The sequence below is a fragment of the Paenibacillus vini genome, from assembly GCF_018403325.1.
GTDB classification, from domain to species: Bacteria; Bacillota; Bacilli; order Paenibacillales; family Paenibacillaceae; genus Fontibacillus; species Fontibacillus vini.
Genome location: NZ_BOSL01000001.1, coordinates 390,620 through 411,607 on the forward strand (window position 1 = coordinate 390,620; position 20,988 = coordinate 411,607).

17 protein-coding genes are annotated in these 20,988 nt (G+C 53.4%); 9 read left to right on the plus strand and 8 right to left on the minus strand.

All coding sequences use genetic code 11. The features are described 5' to 3' along the window. Positions 1 to 2: 2 nt before the first annotated feature. From KJS57_RS01835 to KJS57_RS01845, 3 genes are all read left to right on the plus strand, one after another. The gene (locus KJS57_RS01835) at positions 3 to 983 is read left to right on the plus strand and encodes a 2-hydroxyacid dehydrogenase (RefSeq protein WP_213653551.1); all 981 of its coding nucleotides are present in this window, start codon (positions 3 to 5) and stop codon (positions 981 to 983) included. 28 nt (positions 984 to 1,011) lie between these two features. Continuing rightward, positions 1,012 to 3,333: an alpha-xylosidase gene (yicI, locus tag KJS57_RS01840; RefSeq protein ID WP_213653552.1), complete on the plus strand. Its 2,322-nt coding sequence runs from the start codon at positions 1,012 to 1,014 to the stop codon at positions 3,331 to 3,333. Positions 3,334 to 3,970: 637 nt separating this feature from the next. Continuing rightward, positions 3,971 to 5,881, plus strand: a complete 1,911-nt coding sequence (locus KJS57_RS01845) for a beta-N-acetylhexosaminidase (protein WP_213653553.1) — start codon at positions 3,971 to 3,973, stop codon at positions 5,879 to 5,881. A gap of 107 nt (positions 5,882 to 5,988) precedes the next feature. Here the strand turns inward: KJS57_RS01845 and KJS57_RS01850 are convergent, their stop codons facing one another. From KJS57_RS01850 to KJS57_RS01880, 7 genes are all read right to left on the minus strand, one after another. Beyond that, complete coding sequence (locus KJS57_RS01850; RefSeq protein ID WP_244861344.1) at positions 5,989 to 6,369, minus strand: DUF5684 domain-containing protein; 381 nt, start codon at positions 6,367 to 6,369, stop codon at positions 5,989 to 5,991. 383 nt (positions 6,370 to 6,752) lie between these two features. Beyond that, positions 6,753 to 8,012: an MFS transporter gene (locus tag KJS57_RS01855; protein ID WP_213653554.1), complete on the minus strand. Its 1,260-nt coding sequence runs from the start codon at positions 8,010 to 8,012 to the stop codon at positions 6,753 to 6,755. A 189-nt stretch (positions 8,013 to 8,201) separates the two neighbouring features. Next, positions 8,202 to 8,384, minus strand: a complete 183-nt coding sequence (locus KJS57_RS01860) for a DUF2524 domain-containing protein (RefSeq protein WP_211023125.1) — start codon at positions 8,382 to 8,384, stop codon at positions 8,202 to 8,204. A gap of 73 nt (positions 8,385 to 8,457) precedes the next feature. Further along, positions 8,458 to 9,264, minus strand: coding sequence for a phosphonate ABC transporter, permease protein PhnE (gene phnE / locus KJS57_RS01865; RefSeq protein ID WP_211023124.1), 807 nt, complete (start codon positions 9,262 to 9,264; stop codon positions 8,458 to 8,460). Continuing rightward, positions 9,261 to 10,076: a phosphonate ABC transporter, permease protein PhnE gene (gene phnE / locus KJS57_RS01870; RefSeq protein ID WP_213653555.1), complete on the minus strand. Its 816-nt coding sequence runs from the start codon at positions 10,074 to 10,076 to the stop codon at positions 9,261 to 9,263. Before phnE (KJS57_RS01870) ends, phnE (KJS57_RS01865) begins: the two co-directional genes overlap by 4 nt. After that, positions 10,073 to 10,846, minus strand: coding sequence for a phosphonate ABC transporter ATP-binding protein (gene phnC / locus KJS57_RS01875; RefSeq protein WP_213653556.1), 774 nt, complete (start codon positions 10,844 to 10,846; stop codon positions 10,073 to 10,075). Before phnC ends, phnE (KJS57_RS01870) begins: the two co-directional genes overlap by 4 nt. 3 nt (positions 10,847 to 10,849) lie before the next feature. Beyond that, on the minus strand, positions 10,850 to 11,848 hold the full coding sequence (locus KJS57_RS01880) for a phosphate/phosphite/phosphonate ABC transporter substrate-binding protein (protein WP_373316685.1): 999 nt from the start codon (positions 11,846 to 11,848) through the stop codon (positions 10,850 to 10,852). A gap of 181 nt (positions 11,849 to 12,029) precedes the next feature. Here KJS57_RS01880 and KJS57_RS01885 point away from each other — a divergent pair, with 181 nt between their 5' ends. Together KJS57_RS01885 and KJS57_RS01890 are read left to right on the plus strand one after the other, a co-directional pair. After that, entirely contained in the window at positions 12,030 to 13,643 is a 1,614-nt protein-coding gene (locus KJS57_RS01885) for a bifunctional metallophosphatase/5'-nucleotidase (RefSeq protein ID WP_244861345.1), read from the plus strand. 121 nt (positions 13,644 to 13,764) lie between these two features. Beyond that, positions 13,765 to 14,319, plus strand: a complete 555-nt coding sequence (locus tag KJS57_RS01890) for a class I SAM-dependent methyltransferase (protein ID WP_213653557.1) — start codon at positions 13,765 to 13,767, stop codon at positions 14,317 to 14,319. 189 nt (positions 14,320 to 14,508) lie between these two features. On the opposite strand, the gene KJS57_RS01895 is transcribed toward KJS57_RS01890, so the two are convergent. Further along, a complete protein-coding gene (locus KJS57_RS01895; RefSeq protein ID WP_213653558.1) occupies positions 14,509 to 15,108 on the minus strand; it encodes a YkoP family protein in 600 nt (199 codons plus the stop codon). 235 nt (positions 15,109 to 15,343) lie between these two features. Between KJS57_RS01895 and KJS57_RS01900 the strand changes: the two genes are divergently transcribed. From KJS57_RS01900 to KJS57_RS01915, 4 genes are all read left to right on the plus strand, one after another. Then, the gene (locus tag KJS57_RS01900; RefSeq protein ID WP_213653559.1) at positions 15,344 to 17,893 is read left to right on the plus strand and encodes a DUF2339 domain-containing protein; all 2,550 of its coding nucleotides are present in this window, start codon (positions 15,344 to 15,346) and stop codon (positions 17,891 to 17,893) included. Between the two features lie 23 nt (positions 17,894 to 17,916). Then, positions 17,917 to 19,053 carry a hypothetical protein gene (locus KJS57_RS01905; RefSeq protein ID WP_211023119.1) on the plus strand — a complete coding sequence of 379 codons (1,137 nt, stop codon included), beginning with the start codon at positions 17,917 to 17,919 and terminating at the stop codon, positions 19,051 to 19,053. A gap of 213 nt (positions 19,054 to 19,266) precedes the next feature. Next, positions 19,267 to 19,965: a response regulator transcription factor gene (locus tag KJS57_RS01910; RefSeq protein WP_213653560.1), complete on the plus strand. Its 699-nt coding sequence runs from the start codon at positions 19,267 to 19,269 to the stop codon at positions 19,963 to 19,965. Continuing rightward, positions 19,949 to 20,983 carry a sensor histidine kinase gene (locus tag KJS57_RS01915; protein ID WP_213653561.1) on the plus strand — a complete coding sequence of 345 codons (1,035 nt, stop codon included), beginning with the start codon at positions 19,949 to 19,951 and terminating at the stop codon, positions 20,981 to 20,983. Before KJS57_RS01910 ends, KJS57_RS01915 begins: the two co-directional genes overlap by 17 nt. Positions 20,984 to 20,988: the final 5 nt, after the last annotated feature.

Below are 20,988 nucleotides of genomic sequence, written 5' to 3' on the forward strand. Positions count from 1 at the left end.
GCATGAAGCCTTTGGTATATATTGCGCGGGAATTGCCTGAGGAAGCGGCGGAGTTCCTGGAACAACATTGCGAATGCCGGTATTGGCAAGGGCCGGGAGATATTACCGATGCCAAGCTGGCGGAGGAAGTCGGGGAGGCCGAAGGGCTGTTAGTGACGGGAACGCCGATTCATGAAAAGGTGCTCGCCGCCGGCCCCAACCTGAGAGTCGTAGCAAATTTGTCGGCGGGATATAACAACTTGGACTTACAGGCCCTAAAAGAACGGAGAATCGTAGCCACCCATACGCCTTACGTCTTGGACGATACGGTAGCCGACCTGGCGATGGCGTTACTCCTGGCGTCCGCCCGCAGAGTGCCGGAGCTCGACCGCTTGGTGAAGGCAGGACAATGGAAAAAGGGCATGGATGCGGAACTGTACGGATTGGATGTGCATCATAAACGGCTCGGCATCATCGGTATGGGCCGGATCGGCGAGGTGGTAGCCCGCCGGGCGAGCCTCGGTTTCGAAATGGATGTGGCGTACTACAACCGCCGGCGCAAGCCGGAAGCGGAGGAACGGCTTGGATTGACCTACTGCGGGCTGGAGGAATTGCTGAGCACCTCGGATTTCGTGCTCCTTCTAACCCCGCTGACGCCGGAGACCCGGCATTTGATGGATGAGGCGCAGTTCAAGCTCATGAAGCAAAATGCTGTTTTTATCAACGTTTCCCGCGGGGAGACGGTTCGGGAAGAAGCGCTCGTCAAAGCGCTTGAGGAGAAATGGATCGCAGGCGCGGGGCTGGACGTCTACGAGCAGGAGCCGGTTTCGCCGGACCATCCGCTTCTGCGGATGGACCATGTGGTAACCCTGCCGCATATCGGGTCGGCCACGGCCGAAACCCGGATCAATATGGCGATGTCCGCCGCAAAAAATCTGGTGAACGCACTGACCGGCCAATCGCCGCTGGATATTGTGCCGGAGCTTAGGCCGTATTTTTTATAAATATATATAGACAGGTGGAGGAACAGGGATGAAATTTACTGATGGGTATTGGCACGTAAGACCGGGGGTTACGCTCAACTATCCGGTGGAGGTTCGAAGCGTACGCACAACGCCGGAGCAACTGACCGTACTGGCTTCCTGCAAAAAAATCATCACGCGTGGCGACACGCTGAATACCGCGATTCTGACCGTCAACTACACTTCCCCCATGCCGGACGTTATTGCGGTGGAACTGGTTCATCACAGCGGCAAGCTGCCTAAGGGGCCGGTATTTGAAAAGCATGTCGACGAAGGGGTACAGGTATCGGTCGAAAATGGCGAGGAGATCGCAACTCTGACCAGCGGAAATCTTAGTATTGAGGTCCATAAGAACGAGGGCTGGAGCACGCATTTCATGTACAATGGCAAGCGTCTGACCGGAAGCGGCTATAAGAGCCCTGGGCATATGAAAATGCCCGACCAATCCACCTACATTCGTGAACAGCTGGATTTGGGCGTAGGTGAATACATTTACGGGCTCGGCGAACGCTTTACACCGTTCGTGAAAAACGGGCAGGTCGTCGACCTGTGGAACGAAGATGGCGGAACGTGCAGTGAGCAGGCTTACAAGAACGTACCTTTCTATCTCTCCAACTATGGCTATGGCGTGTTCGTCGACCATCCGGAGCGCGTCTCCTATGAAGTGGCTTCGGAGGTCGTATCCAAGGTGCAGTTCAGTGTACCTGGCGAAACGTTAAAATATTATATCATCGGCGGTTCCAACCTGAAGGAAGTGCTGAACAACTATACCAAGCTGACCGGAAAACCGGCGCTGCCGCCGGCCTGGTCTTATGGCCTGTGGCTGACGACGTCGTTTACGACCAGCTATGACGAGGGCACGGTAAACAGCTTCATCGACGGCATGATCGAGCGCGACATTCCGCTGCACGTGTTCCACTTCGATTGCTTCTGGATGAAGGAGTTTCATTGGTGCGATTTTCAGTGGGACAAGGACGTGTTCCCGGATCCACAAGGCATGTTGAACCGCTTAAAAAGCAAGGGCCTGAACATCTCCGTCTGGATCAACTCCTACATCGCGCAGCAGTCGTACTTGTTCGATGAAGGCAAGGAGAACGGCTATCTGGTGAAAACGAAGGACGGCGACGTCTGGCAATGGGATCGCTGGCAGGGCGGCATGGGGCTGGTCGACTTCACGAACCCGGCCGCGGTACGCTGGTATCAGGACAAGCTGAGAGCGCTGATCGACATGGGCGTCGATTGCTTCAAGACCGACTTCGGCGAACGGATTCCGACGGACGTGGTTTATTTCGACGGCTCGGATCCGGTCAAGATGCACAACTATTACACGCATTTGTACAACAAAGCGGTGTTTGAAGTGCTGGAGGAGACAAAGGGGAAAAATGAAGCGATGGTGTTCGCCCGCTCGGCAACGGCAGGAGGACAGCAGTACCCGGTTCATTGGGGCGGCGACTGCTCGGCCACCTACAACTCCATGGCCGAAACGCTGCGCGGCGGTCTGTCGCTGGGTCTGTCGGGCTTCAGCTTCTGGAGCCACGACATCGGCGGCTTCGAGAGCACGGCCACCCCGGACCTGTACAAGCGCTGGTCCGCCTTCGGCCTGCTGTCCTCGCACAGCCGCCTGCACGGCAGCCAGTCCTACCGGGTGCCATGGCTGTTCGACGATGAAGCAAGCGACGTGCTGCGCCACTTCACGAAGCTGAAATCCACGCTGATGCCGTATCTGTACGGCACCAGCGTGGAAGCGACCCGGACGGGCGTGCCGGTCATGCGCGCCATGGTCCTGGAATTCCCGGGCGACGCGTCCTGCGAAACGCTGGACCGCCAGTATATGCTGGGCGACTCGCTTCTCGTCGCCCCGATCTTCAACGACGAAGGCACGGCCAAGTATTATTTGCCGGAAGGCCGGTGGACCAACTTCTTGAGCGGCACAGTTACGGAAGGCGGCCGCTGGGTGCAGGAGCGGCATGATTACTTCAGCCTGCCGCTGATGGTCCGCCCGGGCAGTCTGATCGCGGTGGGCGCGAACGATCTGCGGCCGGACTACGATTACGCCGATGGCGTGGCCTTGCATCTGTTTCAGCTCGGCGACGGCGAGACGGCATCCGCTTCCGTATGCAACGCTAAAGGCGAGCATGAACTGGAAGTAAAGGTGACCTGTCAGGGAGGCAAGATGACGGTTACCGCTGAGGGAGCGGATAAACCGTGGGAGCTGGTGCTTCGCGGTATCACCAAAGTATCGACCGTTGACGGCGGTAAGGCTTCCGAGGATGCGGCTGGCGTGATCATCGCCGCGGACCATGGCGCACGCGAGCTGAGCATCGAACTGTAAACTTGGCTAGTAGGCGTTGGCTAATCAAGCTAAATAAAGACAGGGTTGCCTTGCGGGTTAAAGGCGGCCCTGTTTTTTTGGGATTTAAGGAGGCGGAAGCTCCTGATATTGTTCCAACAGTCCAAATAACTGTTGAACCTACAGTTATTTTTCGGCCCGACGGCCAGAACTCGAAATTAACTGTAAAACCTCCATCTAATTTCAAGGTTTTAGCGGGTATAAGGCCATTTTCACAAAATTAACTGTAGTTTTTCCAGCTAAATGCTGCAAATAAGCCGATTGGGCTTAAATTACTGTAGGTTATACAGTTAATTAGTTGCGCTGGGTAGATAAAGTAACTTTAACCCCGGAAGAAGCAACTTAGACACGCCTATCAGCAGTTGAGCAAGTAGGCAGTAACAGAATCGCAGGAATAGAAGCAACTATAACCCCCGGAAGAAGCAACTCTGCCACCCAAGCAGATGGAACGATGAAAAATAACTGTGCCGCAAGGTAACGGGTTCTGATTTTCAAGCGATTTAAGTGATGGATCGAGACAGGGGCGAGCGCGCGCCAATAAGCGGATTTTACCCCTATCCAGACTTCCGGGATGAAGATACAATTTGTGTAAACGTTTCAATACGAGGAGGAAGAACGAATGAAGCTTCATTTTACCGGGGACGTGGCAGGGCTGTTGCCAGGCATCCGGGAGCTTTCGCAGGAGTTGTCGTTCATTGAAGCCGGAGACGGGCAGCAGATCCAAGTGGAGCTGTCGGCCGGGGGGCTGGAGGTTGGGCTCGAAGATGGAGCGGCGTACATACGCTATGCGCAGAAACATCAATTTTTCCGTGGGCTCGGATTGCTTGTGCAGTATGGGCGGAACGGAAGACCTTTTCATATAAAAGAGGAGCAGCATTTTGACACGATCGGGCCGATGTTCGATTTATCCCGCAACGGCGTGTTGACGGTGGACAGCTTCAAATTTATGCTGCGCAAAATGGCCCTGATGGGCCTGAATTCGGTCATGCTGTATATGGAGGATACCTACGAAATCGAGGGCGAGCCTTACTTTGGCTATATGCGGGGACGGTATTCGCAGGCCGAGCTCCGGGAAATCGACGATTATGCGGACCAGTTCGGCATCGAGGCTTTTCCGAGCATTCAGACGCTGGCGCATTTGGAGGAATTTCTGAAATGGGAGCCGGTATCGAAGTATAAAGATACAAAAGGGGCGCTCCTGGTTGGCGATGAAGCGGTGGAGCGACTGATCGTGAATATGCTGGAGGCGGCAAGCGCGCCGTTCCGGAGCCGTAAGATTCATGTCGGTATGGATGAAGCCGAAGAGCTGGGCCGGGGAAAATACTTGGACCGGAACGGTTACCAATCCCGGTTCGATATTATGGCGGGACATCTGGAGCGTGTGCTTGAAGCCGCGCGCAGCCGCGGCCTAAAGCCGATGATGTGGAGCGACATGTTCCTCAAGTTCGCCTCGGCCGACGGCACCGAGCACTACGATGCCGAGACACCGATTCCGGAGGAAATGGCCCGCCGCATTCCTAAGGATGTGGACATGGTCTACTGGGATTACGCGCATCAGGAGCAGGAGGATTATGAAAAGCTGATCGCCAAGCATAAGCCGCTCGGCTGCAATCTCGTGTTTGCCGGCGCCGTATGGGTATTCAACACCTTCGGAGTCAACTACGGTCTCTCGCTGAACGCGACCGATGCCGCGTTGCAGGTCTGCAAGAGAGAGGGCATCCGTGAGGTGTACGCGACCATGTGGGGCGACGACGGCATGGAAAGCAATCCGTTAGGGGCGCTGCTGGGCTTGCAGTTTTATGCGGAGCATGCGTATTCGGCCGGGAAGCCGGCCTGGGAGCAGGTAGCGGAGCGAGTCAAGTTCTGTACGGGGATCGATGCCGAGACGTTCCTGAAGCTGAAGGATCTCGACGAGACTCCGGGAGCGGAGCCGAATAATCGGAAGCAGAGTAATCCTTCGAAGTTCTTGCTGTACCAAGACGTGCTGTTGGGCTTGTTTGACAAGCAGATCGAAGGGCTGGACATGTCCGCCCACTATGCAAAGCTGGAGCAGGACATCCGGGACCGGAGGACGATGGACGCGGAGCTGGATTACATCTTTGAGGTGCCGGAGAAATTGTGTGCGGTGTTGAAGCGAAAAAGTGAGATCGGCATCGAGCTGAAGCGGGCTTACGACGCGGGGGATTGCGCGGAGCTGAAAGCGATCGCGGAAGAGGTGCTCCCGGCCATCGCGGAGGCGGTGAAGGAGCTCCGGGCCGCGCATCGGAGTCAGTGGCTGCGCATGTTCAAGCCGTTTGGCTGGGAAGTGCTCGACATCCGCTACGGCGGGGTCTTGACTCGGCTGGATACGGCGGCAGTTCGGCTGCTTGATTATGTGGAAGGGCGGATTGGGCGAATCGAAGAGCTGGAGCAAGAACGTCTGGTGTACAGCTCGGTCAACCGCTTCAATCAAAAAGGAGCGGGCTGGTGCAGCTATTATTATCGGATGGCCTCGCCTAACGTATTTTTCCACGTTCTGAATCCGTTCTGATCTTGTTAGTGATTCGGACATAACAAAAGACCGATCCGTTTGAAACGGAATCGGTCTTTTTGTTTTGGCTAGACTTTCTAGACAACTAAGTATGTACTAGACGCTGCTTAAGCTGCGAAATTGTTGTGCGGCGGAAACGGATCGTTAAGCCGGTATGTAGTGCTGCTGGAATAGCCCCATACGAGCCATTGAATCGCGTAAACAATCGGCAGGAAGATGCAGAACAGGACGTGAGCGCCGTTCTTGCCGAATGCATTCAGCAGTTTCACTTGCCAGATGATCTGGAATACGAAATTGGCGACGGGAACGAGCAGCATCAACACCCACCAGCCGCTTTGCTTGATCAACCGAAGCTGCAGGATGTTGCTCAGCACCGGGACGAAAGCAAACCAGGCGATATGGTCCAGTCCCGCCTTCTTGGCCAGAGAGAAATAAGCGCCGGCAAACAAAACATAGAGTGCCAGAATGAGTAAAACAACAAACCACATACAAAAAATCCTCCTTCAAAAATGTTTGGAAAATAGTCAAATCCTTCAACCTTATTCGACAGGTTTTTTTGAATTCCTCTTATTTAAATGAAGGAATTTTAATATTCATATGAATCGGAGTCCATTCTAATGACACAGCCTCCCGTCTCGCTAGATGAAGAAATAAGGGCCCTTCAGGGCGCTATTTGCTTGATGATCAGCGAGTGGTGGAAAATAGCGGACTTTCAGGGCCTTATTTCGCAGATATGGAGCCCTCAAAGACGATTATTAGCAAAATATAAATAAATAAGGCCCAAAAGGACCTTATTTTCGGGTGATGTTCAGATTTCATGGAAATAAGGGCCAGTATGGACCTTATGGCCGGGGGGGAACAAATTTAACTTTTAAAGAAGCTCTTTTCGTCTCTTTAAATAGATATACAGGATCAGGCTGGCGAAGGAACAGATCACCGCGCACAGGCCGATGAACGCATACCCGGCTTGGAGGCCGCGCAGCAAGCCAATCTCCGATCCGTGCCCCGTTACGAAGAGCTGCTTGATCCCGTCGGTAATCGCTCCGATCAGATAGTTGCCGAGGACGCTGCCTACCCCCATTAAAGTTACGATAAAGCTGATGGCCGTATCGCTGTTTCCGCGATATCGATCTGCAATCAAGGCCATAATGGTCGGGTATACCGGCGCAATGCCGATCCCGGCAATCGCGAATAATGCCGCCCCTGGCTCGCCTGCCAGAATGGCGGCAAAGGTGCAGATCCCCGTAAATCCCGCGAATAGGATGAGGGAGAGGGTATAGCCGATTTTATCCGTGATCGGGCCCGCAATGAGCCGGGCAAAGGTGAAGCAAAGGAAGAATGCGGATAGCATCCCGGAGGCCGTCCCGGTCTCCCAGTGGTACGCCTTTTCCAGGAAGTTGACCAGCCAGCCGCCGACCGCCATTTCGGAAATGACGCCGAACGAAAGAATCGCTACCAGCAGCCAGATCACCGGGTCGCGCATCAGGGACTTGACCGGAATCCGGTCCTCCTCAGCCAGTTCCTTGGCGGGAAAACGGCCGAGCACGGCAGGGATCATAGGAATGAGGGAGAGCAGCAGAATAATCAGGTACATGCCTCTCCAATCGAGTGTATGGCCGCCGATGCTAAGCGTCATCAGCCCGGTGGCGAGCATTGGCGCGACGATGGAGCTGAGACCGTAGAAAAAGTGGGCGAGATTCATCATCGTCCCCATGTTTTTTACGAAAATTTGTGCGGCCAGGACCGCCAGCGCGATTTCCAGCATGCCGTTACCGATGTACATGAGAAAATAGGAGCCCGACAGAGCCGGATACGTACGGGAAAAGAACATCAACACGCCCGTCAAGGCCATGAGGCCGAACGAAAGTGCGCTAACCCACTTGACGCCCCATTTGCGTACAAGAAAGGCGGTAAAGGAGCAAGCCAGCAGGTAGCCGAGCGAATTCAGCGACAAGAGGGTCCCGATTTGCATTTCATCCAAATGGAAATCGGTCTGGATGCGCGGTATCGCGGGGCCCTTCACATTTTCAGAGGATCCGAAAATAAAAAAACCGATAAAGACGGTCAGCATCGGGAATAGAACTTTTATGCTGCGTTTTGTTTTAGCCTGAGCAGGCTGCAGATTTGCCATGTGTCCTCCAAGAAGCGGAAAATTTCGGTCCGGGCTTGGGGCTGTCGCCACCGCTGCCCAACACAAGGGAAATCGTATCACAATGTTCAGGATGAAGACCATATAACTATTTGAGATATTTTCAAATAAGTGCTTCCACACAGGAAGACCCCCTTTAGCCCGGATAGCCGGAAAAAGAGGGTCACTGTGCTACTGGTTAATATCGCATTTGTTCATAATAAAAGAGATTTGGTTCTCCAGCCGGTTGATCCGTTCCTGAGACTCTTGATCCCCGGCGTTTTGTCCCCGAAGGGTCGCAAGCTCCTGCTTGAGTTGATGGAGATCGTCTCCGGCGCTTGCGCAGTCGTAGTTGCTTTCAAGATTGTCCAGCATCGCGTCTTAAATCCTCCTTGGTAAGCGTGTAGTCCTTTCTATTATGGAGAATTATTCCGCAGCTATTCACGGATTACACGAGCCTTTTTCGGATCGCTCCCGAGATCAGGTCAATTACCGTTATCATGACAATGATCCCTAGCAGGATAATCCCGACACGGTCCCAATTGCGGGAGCTGAGCGCAAAAATAAGCGGAGTACCGATGCCCCCGGCGCCGATAACGCCGAGAATGGTAGCGGACCGCAGATTGATTTCAAATCGGTAGAGCGTGTAGGACAGGAAGCCGGGCAGTACCTGCGGCAGAACGGCAAAGCGCAATATTTGCAGCCGCGTCGCTCCGGCGGCGATCAGCGCCTCCGACGGACCGGGATCGATCTGTTCGACTTCATCGGCGAACAGCTTGCCGAGCATACCAACGGAGTGAAGTCCCAGCGCCAGTACGCCTGCGAATGATCCGGGACCGACCGCTTTGATGAACAACAGCGCCATCACGATCTCCGGAAACGTCCGGATCAGGCTAAGGAGTATTTTACCGGAGCCGGAAACCGCTCTGAATTTGCTCATGTTGCCCGCCGCCCAAAAGGCAAACGGGATGCAGAGCAGGGTAGAGATGAACGTTCCCAAAATGGAGATAGCCAGCGTATCGAGCAGTCCGCGCAGCAAATCCTCGCCGTCCGGCAGGTAGACATAATCCCAATCGGGGGAGAACAGGCCGGACAAGATCGCTTTTGTGACTTGCCCGGCCGTTTCCTTAATGCCGTTGAACGGAATCCCCGCAAATGCCCATATATAAATCACGGCCAGCGCGGCATAGATCAGCCAACGGGAAGCCTTCTTTTTCGGCTTGGGTGCGATTTCGTTCCATGGTTTAGTCGTCATAGCAATTTCTCCCGCAGTTTAGTGCTGGCATAATCGATGATTAACACGACGGCAAGGGTGAACATGATGATCATGCAAGTCTTGTCGTATTCGAAAAAGCCAAGCGTCACCTCATAATAATGGCCGATGCCGCCGGCCCCGACGAGACCCAGCACAGCCGCGGCGCGGACGTTGATTTCGAACGTATACAGAGTAAACGAAACGAAATGAGCCCGGATCTGAGGGATTACGGCATAGACGATAATTTGCACCAGATTCGCGCCGGCTGCGGTCATGGCCTCCAGCGGCCCGGGCTCGATGGCTTCCAACGCTTCGTAAGTCAGCTTTGCAATCAAGCCCAACGAGAAGACCGACAAGGCGAACATGCCCGGTAAAGGCCCCAGTCCGAATACCGCGACGAAAAGAGCGGCCAGCAACAGATCGGGAACCGTCCGGATCAAGTTGAGCACGAAACGCGCCGGATAGGTAATCCATCGGTTTCTGATCAGATTAGCCGCACATAAAAGCGCGACAGGGACGGCCAAGATGGCTCCGACCGTCGTTCCAATCAGGGCCATGCGGATCGTCTCAAGCATCGCTTCCGCTATGTTATCGAGATAGCTCCATTTCGGCGGAAACATTTCGCGCAGCAGATCGAGCATATTCGGAAAGCCTTGAACAAGCTCCTTCAGAGTCGAATCCGTCTGAGCGGCGCTGCCCCAGATCATTAGCAGAATAATGGCCAAGGTCAGATAATGTTTGATTTTGCCGGGCGCCTTTGGGCGGACAACAGAACTCAAAGGCGGGTTAGCCGGTTCGGGTTGGGTATTCATACGGCTGCTTCCTCCAGCATTTCTTCCTTGCCGATCGGCCGGCCGTAAATCTCGGCGAACCGCTCATCCGTCGCCTCCGAAACCGGGCCGTCAAAGACGATCCCCCCGGCTCTAAGGCCGATGATCCGGGTGGCGTATTGCCGGGCCAGATCGATAAAATGCAGGTTTACGATGGTCGTGATACCGGATTCCTGGTTGATCCGCTTCAAATCGTCCATCACCTGCTTGGTCGTTAGCGGGTCCAGAGATGCGACCGGCTCATCGGCCAGAATGATTTTGGCCTCCTGCGCCAACACCCTCGCGATCGCCACTCGCTGCTGCTGCCCGCCGGACAATTCGTCGGCCCGGACATAAGCCTTCTCGGCGATGTTCACCCGGTCCAGCGCCCGGAAGGCCAGTTCCACATCTTGTTTGGGGAACTGGCCTAACACGGTGCGCAGGGTAGAGTGATAGCCGACGCGCCCCGCCAACACATTGCGGAGCACGGAGGTTCGCTTCAAGAGATTGAAGCTCTGAAAGATCATGCCGATATCCCGGCGGATCATGCGCAGTTGTTTACCTTTGGCTGCTGTAATCGACTTGCCGCCAATGAGAATTTCTCCCTCGGTAATATCGTGGAGCCGGTTCATCGACCGCAGCAGGGTGGATTTGCCGGCGCCGGACAATCCGACGACGGCCACGAATTCCCCTTGGCCGATCGTCAGATTGATATGGTTCAGTCCCTTGGTTCCATTAGCGTAGGTTTTGGATGCATTTCGAATTTCAATCATCATTTACTCCGTTTTCACTTTTTCGCCGTATTCACGGACGATATCAAAAATGCTGTCTTCGGATTTTACATAGCCTTCATGCGTATAGATTTCGGAAATGATCTTGTGGCCTTCTTCGTCTTTGCCGATCTCGATAAAGGCGTTTTGCAGCTTCTCGATCCATTCCTGGCTCATATCGGAGCGGACGCTGATCGTGTCGTTCGGAATCTTCTCCGTATACGTCAGCACGCGGGTATCTTCAAACACAGTAGGGTAATCGTTCTTCACCACATTACGGGCATCCTGGAAAATCGCCGCCGCATCGACATCCCCGTTCAGTACGGCGAGTACGCCTTGGTCATGTCCCTTAACGGTGATCGGTTCAACATCCTTCAACGGATCGAGTCCCGCTTCCAGCAGTTTTCCTGCCGGCCATACATAACCTGCGGAGGAAGTCACGTTTTGGTAAGCGATCTTCTTTCCTTTGAGGTCCTCTACCTTTTGAATCGGCGAGTCTTTCTTCACGATGATCATCGCTTTATAGAAATCGACCAGTTCGTCCGTCGGTTCGCCGGTCTCGTCTTTAACTCCAAAACGCTGCGCTTGCAGGATTACTTCAGCTGCCCCTTTTTCCTTGGCAAGCACATAAGCGGTCGGCGGCAGGAAGCCGACGTCGACTTTTTTGGAAGCCATGGCTTCAACAATGATGTTGTAGTCGGTCGATACGCTGACCTCTACCGGGATACCGATTTTGTCCGACAACAGCTTTTCAAGCGGCTTGGCCTTGGCTTCAAGCGTATCGGCGTTCTGGGAAGGAACGAATTGCACGGTCAGCTTCTCGGGAACATAGCCCGTCGTTTCCGGTGCCGAGTTGTTCTTGGCGTTCTCGCCCTGCGAGTTATTCTGGCCGGCATTTGCCGCAGCTTTTCCTCCGGTGTTGGTGGCGGCTTCATTAGCACCGCAGCCGCTGATTACGGCAATGGACAAAAACAGGGGCATCATTAATTTCGTGATCTTTTTCAAACGGTATGACCTCCACTTTTTTTTATTGGATGAATCGGGTCTTGCTGGTTTCACTATAAAGTTGGACTATTAACGGACCGTCAGAGAAATGATAATTTTTTGTAAAATACAAGAAATTTAATATAAACCTGCATTTTGATTGCTAGAATTTGAGATGAATGTTAAGGAAGGGGCGATCCCGATGAAGATGGAAGCCGAGTTCGAAACGAGGAATACGACCAAGACAAAGAAGACAATTACGCTGCTGGCGACCAGCGATATTCACGGGTATCTCTATCCGACGAATTACCGGACGCGGGATGAAGTAGACCTAGGCCTTGGGAAACTGGCGGCCATCATCCGCGAAGAACGCAGGCAAGACCCTGATTTGCTGCTGCTGGACAATGGAGATATCATTCAAGGTTCGCCGTTAGCTGCGTATGCGATAAAGCATGGAGCTGAAGTTCATCCTGCGATCGAGGCGCTGAACGCGCTCGGTTACGATGGCGTCGTACCCGGTAACCATGAGTTTAATTACGGCCTTGAACCGCTCAGCAAAATAATGAAAGATTCTTCGTTCCCCTGGTTGTCCGCCGGAATAACGATGCAAGGGAGTTCGGAGCCTGCTTTTGGCCAGCCGTATCTCATTAAAATGATAGAAGGCATTAAAATCGCAGTACTGGGCGTCACCACGCATTACGTTCCAAACTGGGAAAATCCCGCGAACATCCAGGGACTTCGTTTTCATAATACGCTGGCAACGGTGAAGGAGTGGGTACCCCGCATCCGGATGGAGGAGCAGCCGGACGTGATGATTGTGGCCTATCACGGCGGATTCGAGCGGGATTTGCGGACCGGCGAGGCGGCGGAGAAATTAACCGGCGAGAATCAGGGGTATGCGATGTGCGCCGACGTGGACGGCATCGATGTGCTGATCACCGGGCATCAGCACCGGTTGCTTGCCGGAGAGGTTCGCGGCGTAACGATCATCCAGCCGGGCTGCAACGGCCAGGCGATCGGCAAAGTCAGCGTGGAGCTGGTCCATGAACAGGGCCAATGGACGATCCGGCAGAAGCGGGCGGAGCTTTTGAAGCCCGATGGGCCGCTGGAAGCCGAAACAGCCGTGCTTGCATTGAGCCGGGAGCTGGAGGAGCGGACGCAGCGGTGGCTGGATGAGCCAATCGGGCGGACCCAGGGCGACATGACGCTGGATAGCCCGCTGGGATGCCGGCTTGCGGAGCATCCTTTTATCGAATTCGTCAACCGGGTTCAGATGGAGAAGGCGGGCGTTACAGTTTCCTGTACGGCGCTGCTTCACGAGGAATCACCGGGATTCGGGGAGATCATCACCCGGCGGGATGTGCTTGCGAATTTCGTGTATCCGAATACGCTGGCCGTGCTGCGGCTGACCGGACGGGATATCCGGGCGGCGCTGGAGCAGACGGCCTGTTATTTCACGGTGGGGAAGGACGGGGACCTAGAAGTGAATCCGGTTTATCTGGAGCCGAAAGCCCAGCATTACAATTACGATATGTGGGAAGGCATCGAATACGTATTGAATGTGGCTAAGCCTGAGGGAAGCCGGGTAATCCGATTGCTGTATGAAGGCGCTGAGCTATCGGATGAGCTGGAGCTGGATGTCGTCATGAACAGCTACCGGGCAGGCGGGGGCGGGGATTACGATATGTTCCGGGGCAAGGAGGTCATCAGGGAGATTTCCGCGGATACCGCCGACTTGGTCGAGGAGTATATCGGTCGGCATATGACGATATCAGCACTTTGCAACAACAACTGGAAGGTGGTGCTGGAGCCTTAAACCGCGACCAACGGCCAATCAGCACTGTCATCCTTTTTGAGATCCGTTTAGAATGGAATTATGGCGCCCGGCAGCAGTACCGTGCTCGCCTTAAGTGATAACCAAAGGGGCTGTAACATCTATGACGATCTCCGCCCATACCTTGCTCTCGGGCCTTTTTCTATTCATCGCATTACTGGCGGCGTTATCCATCGTCTTCTCCAGTTGGAGGAACGGGATCTCGCCTATGCCTACCTCGGCCCCCGTACGACAAGCGGTCATTACCGAACTCAGCAAGCTGAGCGGCATCGAAACGATCATTGAGGCCGGGTCGGGCTGGGGGACGCTTGCTTTTCAGGCCTCGCGTCTAAATCCTGGATGGCGTATCATCGGCATCGAGAATTCGCCCGTGCCGCTCGCGGTTTCCCGCTTGATATCAAGATGGCAGTCTAACCGGAATACCGTTTTTATTAACAAGGATTTGTATGAGTATGCCTTTGAGGAAGCGGATGCGGTCCTCTGTTATTTATATCCCGGAGCGATGAGCCGGCTTGACCCGATTTTTCGTGAGAAGCTGGCTTCCGGAACCTACGTGATCAGTATTTGCTTCGCGCTTCCCGGCTGGACGCCGGAACGGGTGGTCACTTGCAGAGATATGTACCGGACGAAAATCTACCTATATAAAACTCCGCTTTAGAACTCCGCAACAGACTCGGCACCAAAAATTTCCTCATTAATTGCATAATTCGACATAATTCTTCCACGTGGAACATTTTTCGACAAGAGCCTCGCGTTGCGGGGCTCTTTGTATAGCTTTAGTAATTTATTTTTGCTTTAAAAATTCATGTGTGTTCAGCGGTTGAAGGTACGTCGGGTAGACGTTTTCTTACGCCGTCTTAGGTGCTGGGGAGAATCGTTCGATCAACGCTGCCCGGGTCATTACCAGCCGGAGGGGGATCAGTTTCTCGGCATGAGGGCCGATGCGGGCTCCGTTCCGCGGGTGGAAAACCGTAAGCAGCAGCCGTAAGTAAGAGGTGGTCAGTGACCGGAAGGTGCCTTGTTTCAGAGGATGCGTTTCAAAACCTAATCCGTGGGTAATACCTCTGTGCAGCAAGGTGATCCCCTGCAGTGCTTTTACATGCCTAAGTTGGGGAAGATTTTTCACTTCCTCGCTGATTTGGCGCATGGAACTGCGCGTCAGCCGGGCTACCCGCAGCGCGACCTGGTTGGCATCGTGGGTACGAAGCATATCCAGAATGAACCGGTTATCCAGATGGAGCTCCCCGATCCAATCGCCCGTACGGATCAAGGTCCCATCCTGACAAGCAATGCTCGGCCCATGGTATTTGATCACGAACATTTTACATATGCCGTAATGCCCGGAATAAAGAGAGCGGGCCCTGCCGAAACGGTCGAACCATTGCTCCCAGCCCATCCAGGCCCATTGAATGAACCGTTTTAAATATGTGGCGTTCGCAGGCTGCATCTTTGATCCTCTCTTTCACTATACATATCGTAATGCCGTCTTCAGTATAACGACTGCCGGGGCTTATGAAACCGGGCGGATGTCGCAATCCCGGCAGGACTGAAGTCCAGTCTCTATACTAGACCCTGTGCTTGTGCGCAAGAACTCGACAAGAAACATTTTTGTAAAATCAAGGGAAAGATCGCGGTTTTGTAGTAAAATAAATAAAACATCAAGCCGGTAATGGAGGAAAGGGATGAAGGATTTTAGGGATCGATTCAGTTCCATCAGAGATAAACAAAATCAGCTGAGCAAGGAATATCAGGACCTTATGGCCGAGTTTGAAGCCAACGATGCGGTAAGGGAGAACGAGAAGCTGCGCCGGGAGTATGAAGAATACAAGCAGCGGGTCGGCGTACTGGAGGCTAGGCTGCATGTTTTGGAAAAAGAAAACGGCGGGCTCCGCCACGCCCTCTCCGAACAGATTCTGGACGAGAAGCTTAATTTGATCAAAGCGTCGCGGGAAAAGCTGGAGACTTATTTTGCAACTACGGGGCCTGGGCATATGAACCGTTTGGATGCGGTGGATTATGGCGCCAGACAACGGATGCATGCGCTTTACGAGCAAGCGGAGAGACATCTGGGAGCGGATAAGGAGGTCATCACCGCCAAACTGGGACAGTTCCAGGAAGAACTGAACCACCGTATGGCGGACCATCGCCGGCATGTATTGGAGGAGGACCGGAAAATCCGGCAAGAAGCGGCGCAGGGATATGAGCAGCTGGTAACGGAAGGCGTTAGCGAAGAGACGATGCAGCGCCGGATGAAACAGAACCGGTTGGAAATGAAAATCGGAATGAGCTGGATCAACAAGCTGGCGATTTTGCTCATCATTTTGGCGGTAGGCACATTTTTTAGATATTCCTTTTCCGCCTGGTTCAACGACTATATGAAGGGTGGAGTCATCTTCTTGCTGGGGGCGCTGATGCTGGCCGGCGGAGCATGGCTGTTCCGGAAAAACAAACAGGTCTTCGCGCTGGGGCTGCTCGGCGGAGGCATCTCGGTATTGTACGGATCGGTATTTTACAGCTATTTTTTATTGGAAATCCTCAGTTTATTTGTGGCGCTGGCCATTTCGATCCTGATCACGGCCACGGCCATTTTGCTGTCGCTCAGGTATGAATCCCGAACGATCTGTTCCTTCGGGTTGGTAGGCGGATATCTGCCTTTCTTTTCTTACATGGCGGCATACGGTCTGGAAGGAAGCGCCGTATATGTCTCGATGGGCTACCTTTTCCTGTTGAATGCGCTGATTCTGATCATTTCATTCCGCAAGCATTGGCTGGTCGTCAATTACATAAGCTTTGTTTTTAACATCGTGTCGATGCTGGTGCTCGTGTTCATTGCGGATCTTCCGGCGGTAGGCATGCTGTATTCCGTCGTTACGTTCCTGATGTATCTGGGCATTACCTTGTATGTTCCGTTTAGAAATAGAACCAAGCTCTCCTGGTGGGATTTCGCCCTGCTCACGCTGAATACGGTCATCAATTGCGCGACCCTGTACAGCTTGCTGGAGCGTGCGGATTGGAACCATCTCAGGGGCTTGCTGGCACTGGTATTCTGCGCGGCGTATTTTGGGCTTGCCCGGATGTCCCGCAAGTATCTGGAGCCGGAAAAAGAAACCCGACTGCTGTTCTACGGAACTTCGCTTACGTTCTCACTGCTAATCGTTCCGTTCCAGTTCGGCATTGCTTATATGTCCCTGGCATGGCTAATCGAGGGGATTCTACTGTCGGTACTCGGCCACCTTTACCGTTACAAGCAGCTGGAGCGGATCGGCTGGGGGATCGTGGGGCTTTGCCTTGGCGCCTTCTTGCTGGTCGATTCCTGGGTCAGCCTGTTTAATCAGGATGCGCTTGATTTTTCCTGGAAGTACACCTTTGTCTCGCTGGGGCTGCTGGGGCTCATTTTGTTCTATGCCATTCGGCTGCAGGATGCGGGAGATGCGAGACGCTACGGTTCGGGAGAAACGACTCTGCTTTCGGTTATGAAATATGTGGCGCTCGTCAATACCTGGCTGTACCTGCTGTATGAAACTGGCCGTATCTATAAACAGCTTATGCCTGGGGGAGCGGACCTGTACGACTTCTACAGAGTGCTCCTGATCGGCGCCGTCACGTTGGTTGCGGCTTACGCCTTGTCCAAGACAACGGTTCTCTATGATAGTTTCGTCAAGTATTACACCCGTATTTTGTACGGTATCGGATATCTTGCTTGTATGGCGGTCACCTTTACGATCCCGGCGCTAAATCCGTCCGGTTCCTATAATTCAGCTGAGAATATAATGGCCCTGGTGATTCTGATCGGCTTTAATTTACTGGTCTTTTTCAGCGGACGCGATTTGATTATCAGCATTTTTGAAGAACAAATGGGGATGCGGGAATGGATTCCGGTCATTCTTGCGGTGTACCTGTTCGGTACGATTACGGCATTCCTTGGCGTGCAATTCAGGCTGGGGCATATCGGATGGCTGTTTAGCCTGACGTATTTGCTGCTTGCGATCGGATACATCGTTTACGGGTTCCGGCATAAATATCTCGTGATCCGGCGGGTTGGATTGGGCTTGACCCTGCTTTCAACCGGTAAAATGCTGCTGTTCGATTTGAACCTGATGTCGACGGGCAGCAAAATTGTGGCTTATTTCAGTTTCGGGGTCGTGCTGCTGGGGATTTCCTACATTTATCAGAAGGTATCCAACAAGTTGGGAGCAGAAGAGGAGAACATCTCGGCGGACTCGCAAGGTTAAAAAGATAAAGGGAGACTCTCCTGATGAACATGAACTGGAGTTCGGGGGCGGCAAAAGGCTTCCGCTTAATTTCCACCCTGCTGCTGTCATTGGCGCTTATGATTGTGGTAACAGGGTGTTCGAGTGATAAAGCGGCCGGGAATTCCCCGGCCCCACATTCTATAGCTCCTGATAAAATAGCCCCGGATTCTACAGCTGCGACCGTGGTGCCTGGACGATACTTGATTTCAAACTACAGTCCTGTAAATGTGGGTTTCGCTGAAGTGACCGCCCTGAACGCAGAACAGAGCCGATATCATTTAAGCTTGTCGGTCGTCAGGGGATTCAGCCACCATAACGGCGCTATGGAATTTGATTTCGGATGGGACGCAGACATGTCCGAATTTAAGCCGGAGGATGAGGAGTTCAAGGATGTCTCCTTACGATTTACGGAAAATTCACTTACTGTGGATTATCCGGGCACAGGATATGGCGGCATGAACGCCGAGCCGAAGGGGACTTACTACTTATCGAATTCCGATAGCAAGGAGGCGTCGTTTCTAACGAAGCTATATGAATTGTTTGGGCTGCCGGAAGCCTATAGCAGCGGTTATTCCGACGTTTACACCTTCGAGCTCGACGACACACGGCTTTTGTTGCTTGTAGAGTCTCAAAACACTCTCGATAAGAGCGAAGTAGCCGAGCGACATCTGGCTCTGTATGATATTCCGGCCCGAAGCCTGGAGAATTTGGGGGAGGCAGCGGACTACAATGTGGCTGATAACCGGGATAAGCTGCAGTCCTTGGGAGCGGATAAGGATCTTGTCTACAGGGTGCTCCGCAAATCCTACCATGATCGGCTCATCGATTTGGAAATGCAGAAGTTTGATGAGGGCGAGCCGGGATTTTTGAATACGGAGGAGTACAAATTAAGTGAGCAAGAGGCCTTCTATATTGCAACTGGACTGAACAACATGACCAGGTACGTTAATAACGCCCGGGGAGAAGACAATATCGGGTCGATCTTTATTATGGAGGTTGACCGCTCGGATGAAGCAACCGTGGTCGTTCACCTTTACGAGCTTGTTCGAAACGGGGAAGATGACGAACACACCGCCACCAGTGACTGGCTGGAAGTAGACCGTGCCTCGGGCCGGGTAAGCAGCAGTTTGTTTGATTAACCGAATAGAGTTATGCGGCTTCGCCCCGTATCACGCTTGGCATAAGTTATCGACAATGCCAAGCGTGGTGCGGGGCTTTTGTGTAACTAAATTTGCATCTAATTCGTTTGAAGAACAGGTATTACGGGAAATAGGAATGAAACGGATGATGCTTCACGGGAATGGAACTTTGTGTATAATAAGGCCAATGAAGAAGGAAGGTAGAGTCTGCGCATGACTACGTTGCTCATTGTGGAAGATGACACTAGCTTGAATAAAGGGATCGCCCTTACTTTAGCGCAAGACGGAATCGCGATCGAACAAGCCTATGATTTGGCCGGGGCGGAACGCCGGTTTGCCCAAGGCGGCATCGATTTGATCGTGCTGGATGTAAACTTGCCGGACGGAAGCGGGCTGGATTTTTGCGAACAAATCAGACGGACCTCGCAGGTGCCCGTCATTTTTTTGACGGCCAATGATATGGAGTCCGATATTGTGCTGGGCTTCGAATTGGGCGGTGACGACTATATCACGAAGCCCTTCAGCCTGATGGTGCTGCGCTCGCGCGTGATGGCGGTGCTCCGCAGAAGCCGTTCGCTCTATGAGGAGAAGCTGGTCATCGGTCCGCTTGAACTCGATTTTGGGAACATGGAATTCCGTAAACAGGGCTGCAGCCTGTCTCTAAGCAAAACGGAGCAGAAATTGCTCAAGGCGCTGGTGTCCAACCGGGGCCGGATTTTGACGAGAATGCAGCTTATGGATCAGATCTGGGACCGGGAAGCGGAATTTGTGGATGAGAACGCACTGACGGTTACGGTGAAGAGACTGCGTGCCAAAATCGAAGACGATCCGTCCTCGCCGGTCTATCTTAAAACCGTTTATGGGTTGGGTTATGTATGGACTGAAGGAGCGGGCGATGAGAAAAAAGGGTGATTCCCGCTGGGGCATCATATATGCGGTATTTGCGGGGCTTTTTGTGCTGGTGACAGGAGGATATATCGGAGCCGTGACGTATTTTACCGGCCTCGATACGGCGGTAGGATGGGCTTCGGCGGCGTTCGTTATTCTATTGCTTCTGCTTGGGGGGCTCCTTGTGGGAACGATGAGGTCGGAGGCATCCGCAACCGTCACGGCGCTAAACGAGATGATGGACCGGGCCATGGGCGGACAGCCGCGGCAAACCGGTTATACGGAAAGCCGGGTTTCCTCTCTTGAGCACAAAGTTATGCGTTATGTCGAGTTGTCTAACACTCATAAACGAAAGGCGGAGGCCGAGAAGAGCAGCATTAAGGCGCTGATCTCGGATATTTCCCACCAGACCAAAACGCCCCTCACCAACATTGTTCTGTACACCGATCTTCTCGGAGAAACTCCGGGACTCGATGAAGAGGCCCGCCAATATATTGCAAGGATTAGGGATCAATCGGGCAAGCTGGATTGGCTGATTCGTTCCCTGATCAAAATGTCGCGGCTGGAGACAGGCGTCATAGCGATCCATACGGAACTCGCTCCATTGATCGGAACGGTATCGGGGGCTGTTTCGCAAATTTATGCCGCGGCGGAGCGCAAAGGGATCGAAATCAGGATCGATTGTGATCCCGGAACGATGGCCAGGCATGACGCGAAATGGACGGCGGAGGCGCTGTTCAATCTGCTGGAGAATGCGGTGAAATACAGCTATTCTACCGGCGGGGTGATTTCCGTTACCGCCCGGGCGAACGAGATGTTCACCCGGATCGACATCGCCGATAACGGCATCGGGATTGAGGAAGGCGAGTGGAATGCCGTCTTCAAGCGGTTCTATCGCAGCCCGAGAACGGCGGATTACGAAGGCGTCGGTATCGGCTTGTACCTGACCCGTGAAATCCTCACGGCCCAAGGCGGATACATTAAGGTATCCTCCGTGCTTGGCGAGGGCTCCGTTTTCACGGTATTCCTGCCTGCGCTTTGAGGAGA

Coding starts and splice junctions, on each gene's coding strand:
- KJS57_RS01915 (WP_213653561.1), top strand. CDS start 19,949: ATGAGAAAAAAGGGTGATTCCCGCTGGGGCATCATATATGCGGTATTT.
- KJS57_RS01905 (WP_211023119.1), top strand. CDS start 17,917: ATGAACATGAACTGGAGTTCGGGGGCGGCAAAAGGCTTCCGCTTAATT.
- KJS57_RS01835 (WP_213653551.1), top strand. CDS start 3: ATGAAGCCTTTGGTATATATTGCGCGGGAATTGCCTGAGGAAGCGGCG.
- KJS57_RS01895 (WP_213653558.1), bottom strand. CDS start 15,108: ATGCAGCCTGCGAACGCCACATATTTAAAACGGTTCATTCAATGGGCC.
- KJS57_RS01860 (WP_211023125.1), bottom strand. CDS start 8,384: ATGCTGGACAATCTTGAAAGCAACTACGACTGCGCAAGCGCCGGAGAC.
- KJS57_RS01850 (WP_244861344.1), bottom strand. CDS start 6,369: ATGTGGTTTGTTGTTTTACTCATTCTGGCACTCTATGTTTTGTTTGCC.
- KJS57_RS01885 (WP_244861345.1), top strand. CDS start 12,030: ATGAAGATGGAAGCCGAGTTCGAAACGAGGAATACGACCAAGACAAAG.
- phnE (WP_211023124.1), bottom strand. CDS start 9,264: ATGACGACTAAACCATGGAACGAAATCGCACCCAAGCCGAAAAAGAAG.
- KJS57_RS01855 (WP_213653554.1), bottom strand. CDS start 8,012: ATGGCAAATCTGCAGCCTGCTCAGGCTAAAACAAAACGCAGCATAAAA.
- KJS57_RS01845 (WP_213653553.1), top strand. CDS start 3,971: ATGAAGCTTCATTTTACCGGGGACGTGGCAGGGCTGTTGCCAGGCATC.
- yicI (WP_213653552.1), top strand. CDS start 1,012: ATGAAATTTACTGATGGGTATTGGCACGTAAGACCGGGGGTTACGCTC.
- KJS57_RS01900 (WP_213653559.1), top strand. CDS start 15,344: ATGAAGGATTTTAGGGATCGATTCAGTTCCATCAGAGATAAACAAAAT.
- KJS57_RS01910 (WP_213653560.1), top strand. CDS start 19,267: ATGACTACGTTGCTCATTGTGGAAGATGACACTAGCTTGAATAAAGGG.
- phnC (WP_213653556.1), bottom strand. CDS start 10,846: ATGATTGAAATTCGAAATGCATCCAAAACCTACGCTAATGGAACCAAG.
- phnE (WP_213653555.1), bottom strand. CDS start 10,076: ATGAATACCCAACCCGAACCGGCTAACCCGCCTTTGAGTTCTGTTGTC.
- KJS57_RS01890 (WP_213653557.1), top strand. CDS start 13,765: ATGACGATCTCCGCCCATACCTTGCTCTCGGGCCTTTTTCTATTCATC.